Source organism: Micromonospora sp. NPDC004704 (genome assembly GCF_053601675.1).
In genome coordinates this window covers 1-3,099 of record NZ_JBSGCD010000078.1, presented here as the reverse complement: position 1 = coordinate 3,099, position 3,099 = coordinate 1, and the positions used below count along the sequence as shown (strand labels likewise).

The following is a 3,099-nucleotide window of genomic DNA, read 5'->3' as shown; positions in this document are numbered from 1 at the left end:
CATCGATGCACATCTGGTAGCTTTTTCACCGCCCGCCGAGCCAGAACCGGCACTGAGCTGCCAGAACACTCAATTCGCGAAACGCGGCTGGAGTATTAGTACTGCAACGGCACTGACCGAGTCGAGTCCTGTTCACGTTCGTTGGGTATCGCGTGACGGATGTCGATGTTGATCGGTGGCATGCGGAGTTGGACCAGCTTCATGCTCGGATAGGAGCCCGATTTCGTCGGGCGGAGCCGCGGCGGCGGGCTCGTCAGTACCTGTGTGGGCTGGTCACAAGCCTGGATCGGAAGAACGGGTGGACCCTCGCTGAGCAAGCCGGGGACGTGTCTCCGGACGGGATGCAGCGGTTGCTGCGGTGGGCGGACTGGGACGTCGACGCGGTCCGCGACGACGTGCGCGACTACGTGGTCGAGCACCTCGGTGACCCGCAAGGCGTGCTGATCGTGGATGACACCGGGTTCCTGAAGAAGGGTGTTCGCTCCGCCGGGGTGCAACGTCAGTATTCGGGGACGGCTGGGCGGACCGAGAACTGCCAGGTCGGGGTGTTTCTGGCCTACCGGTCGACCAGGGGCCACGCGTTGATCGACCGGCAGCTCTACCTGCCGGCGTCCTGGACCGATGACCGGGACCGGTGCCGGGCCGCTGGTATCCCGGACGAGGTGGAGTTCGCGACGAAGGTGCAGATGGCCCGCACCATGCTCGCCCGTGCTCTGGACGCGGAGGTGCCGGTCGGGTGGGTGACGATGGAGGAGGCCTACGGGCAGTCGAAGTCGTTGCGGGTCTGGCTGGAACAACGGGATGTGCCTTATGTGGTCGCGACCCGCCGCAACGACGACATGATCACTACCAGCATGGGCAGGGCCCGCGCCGACGATCTCATCGCCGACCTGCCGGAGCGGGCGTGGTGCCGCTTGTCCGCCGGTGCGGGGGCGCACGGACCGAGGGAGTACTGGTGGGCGCGAGTACCGGTCAGGGTGTTCTGGCAGTCGGGTCGCGGGCACTGGCTCCTCGCTCGCCGCAGCATCACCAGCGGGGAGATCGCCTACTACGTCTGCTACGGGCCTCGCCGGACCCGGCTGGTCGACCTGGCCCGGGTCGCCGGGTCGCGGTGGGCGATCGAGGAGTGCTTCCAGCAGGCGAAGAACGAGGCGGGTCTGGACCAGTACCAGGTCCGTGACTGGCGGGCCTGGTACGCCCACATCACCTTGTCGATGGCCGCTCACGCGTGGCTGTCCGTGGCCGGATCCCTTGCGGTAAAAGGGGAACCGGGCGTGGTGGAGACCTGATGATCGGCTACACCGTACCGGAGATCCGTAGACTCCTCACCGCACTGGCCGTGCGACAAACCCACCCACCAGAACACGTCTGGGCCTGGTCCCGCTGGCGGCGCAGACGCCAGCACCAAGCCCGACTCTGTCACTACCGACGACACGGCTACCCCTAACCAACTGCCGTTGCCCAGCCGCAGTTGCCTGATCTCGGCATGATTGAGGTCGGAGTAGAGCCTGTGATGTAGCTGCGGATGTCGATGCTATTCGGTGTGTAGGTTGCTTGGTCGCACCGTCTGTCTGTTGTGGCTGGTCGCAGAGCGGGCAGGCTCCCGTGCTTGTGTTGATCGATGAAGTGGTGGGCTGGCGGGCAGGTCTGGATGATCTGCTGGCGCGGTTCGCGCACCGGTTCGGACGTGCGGAACCGCGCCGGCAGGCGCTGAGTTACCTGGTCGGGTTGCTGTCGCCGCTGGCGAGTAAGAACGGCTGGACCCTGGCCGAGGCCGCCGGAGATACCACGCCGGACCGGATGCAGCGGTTGCTCAACCGGTCCGTCAGTGCCACTCACCCGGGCGCGGCAAGATGAATTTGATCTCGGGCTTAGCTGGTCCTGCTGGTTCGCATGATCGCGTGGGTCTGTCCGTCGTTGTAGCCGATCGGGATTAGGCCCACGTAGCCGGGGGGGATCTCCTCGTGGGAGCCGTTGCAGGTGGTGGTGTGGAACACGTACCACCTCGTGCTGGTCAGGTTATAGACGACGTTGTCGTCGAAGCTCCTCAGCTTGATGCACGTGTTGCGGGGCGTGTTGCCGGGGTACGACTCGGAGGCAACGCCATTTCGGTTGTACAGGCAGAACTCCGCGACTTCCAGTTGCGGACAGTCCGCAAGAGCCGCCTGAGCCGGAGTTGTCGCCACGAAGGCGCCAGCTCCCATCGACAGCAAGCAGGTGGACAGCCCTGCGATGAGCCTTCGCTTGACGATCATTCGTCCTCCCCGTCGATCTGACGACCGCCCCCGCTGCCGATTAGACGAAGGTCGGCTTACCTTGTGACAGAGTAACCGGACCGATGAGATTTAACTGCCCCGATCCCTATCGGTCGTCTCGGCAATCTTGTTCTTCGGGGTTGGCGGCCGGGGCGAGGGTTTGATGACCGTCGTGGGCGGCGTGCGGCGCGATATGAAACGGCCACCGCCTGATTATCCGTTGAGTTCTGCTCAAAGATCTTCGATGGAGGAGGTGGTGGCCGTGGCTGCCAGCGTGGCAATGGTGTACGAGGGATGCGCGAGGACCACATTCCGGCCGGGGAAGGCGGACGGGAGCACCGAGACGCCGGGGTGGATGCCGCAGAGGTGGCGGGCCGCGGGCCGGCAGGGCGCCGGCTCAGGCGCCGCGACCGGCAGCGGCACTGGCACGAGGGCGTCGACGAGCCGGTCGTCGTGCCGGCGAGAAGGAGACATCCGGCGGCTCATCACCGCAACAGCCGCCGCATTCCATCCGGCGACACATCCCCGGCCTGCTCAGCGAGGGTCCGGCCCTTCTTACGGCCCAGACCCGACATCAGCCCACACAGGTACTGTCGCGCACACCGCCGCGGCTCCGAGCGGCGAAACCGAGGCCCGATCCGCGCATGTAACCGGTCCAGCTCCCCGTGCCACCGATCAACATCGACGTCCGTCACAGGCAGACCAACGAACACGAGCCGAACTAGATTCGCCTACTGCCGTTGCAGTATTAGTACTCCAGCCGCGTTTCGCGAATTGAGTGTTCTGGCAGCTCAGTGCCGGTTCTGGCTCGGCGGGCGGTGAAAAAGCTACCAGATGTGCATCG

At 65.3% G+C, this 3,099-nt stretch carries 3 protein-coding genes and 2 pseudogenes; 2 read left to right on the top strand and 3 right to left on the bottom strand.

Annotated features, from left to right (window positions below; translation table 11 throughout):
• The first annotated feature begins 152 nt into the window (after positions 1-152).
• Entirely contained in the window at positions 153-1,289 is a 1,137-nt protein-coding gene (locus tag ACWEFB_RS38225) for an IS701 family transposase (RefSeq protein ID WP_452293105.1), read from the top strand.
• A gap of 325 nt (positions 1,290-1,614) precedes the next feature.
• Positions 1,615-1,818 (top strand): annotated as a pseudogene (locus ACWEFB_RS38220) (IS701 family transposase); the annotation flags it as partial.
• A 53-nt stretch (positions 1,819-1,871) separates the two neighbouring features.
• On the opposite strand, the gene ACWEFB_RS38215 reads toward ACWEFB_RS38220, so the two are convergent.
• The 3 genes and pseudogenes from ACWEFB_RS38215 to ACWEFB_RS38205 all read right to left on the bottom strand — a co-directional run.
• On the bottom strand, positions 1,872-2,255 hold the full coding sequence (locus ACWEFB_RS38215; RefSeq protein WP_452293104.1) for a hypothetical protein: 384 nt from the start codon (positions 2,253-2,255) through the stop codon (positions 1,872-1,874).
• A 231-nt stretch (positions 2,256-2,486) separates the two neighbouring features.
• Positions 2,487-2,729: a hypothetical protein gene (locus tag ACWEFB_RS38210; RefSeq protein ID WP_452293103.1), complete on the bottom strand. Its 243-nt coding sequence runs from the start codon at positions 2,727-2,729 to the stop codon at positions 2,487-2,489.
• Positions 2,730-2,743: 14 nt separating this feature from the next.
• Positions 2,744-2,956: pseudogene (locus tag ACWEFB_RS38205) on the bottom strand (IS701 family transposase); the annotation flags it as partial.
• Between the last annotated feature and the right edge of the window lie 143 nt (positions 2,957-3,099).

Excerpts from the sequence above, each read along its gene's own strand:
- ACWEFB_RS38210 (WP_452293103.1), bottom strand. The coding sequence starts at position 2,729 with ATGTCTCCTTCTCGCCGGCACGACGACCGGCTCGTCGACGCCCTCGTG.
- ACWEFB_RS38215 (WP_452293104.1), bottom strand. The coding sequence starts at position 2,255 with ATGATCGTCAAGCGAAGGCTCATCGCAGGGCTGTCCACCTGCTTGCTG.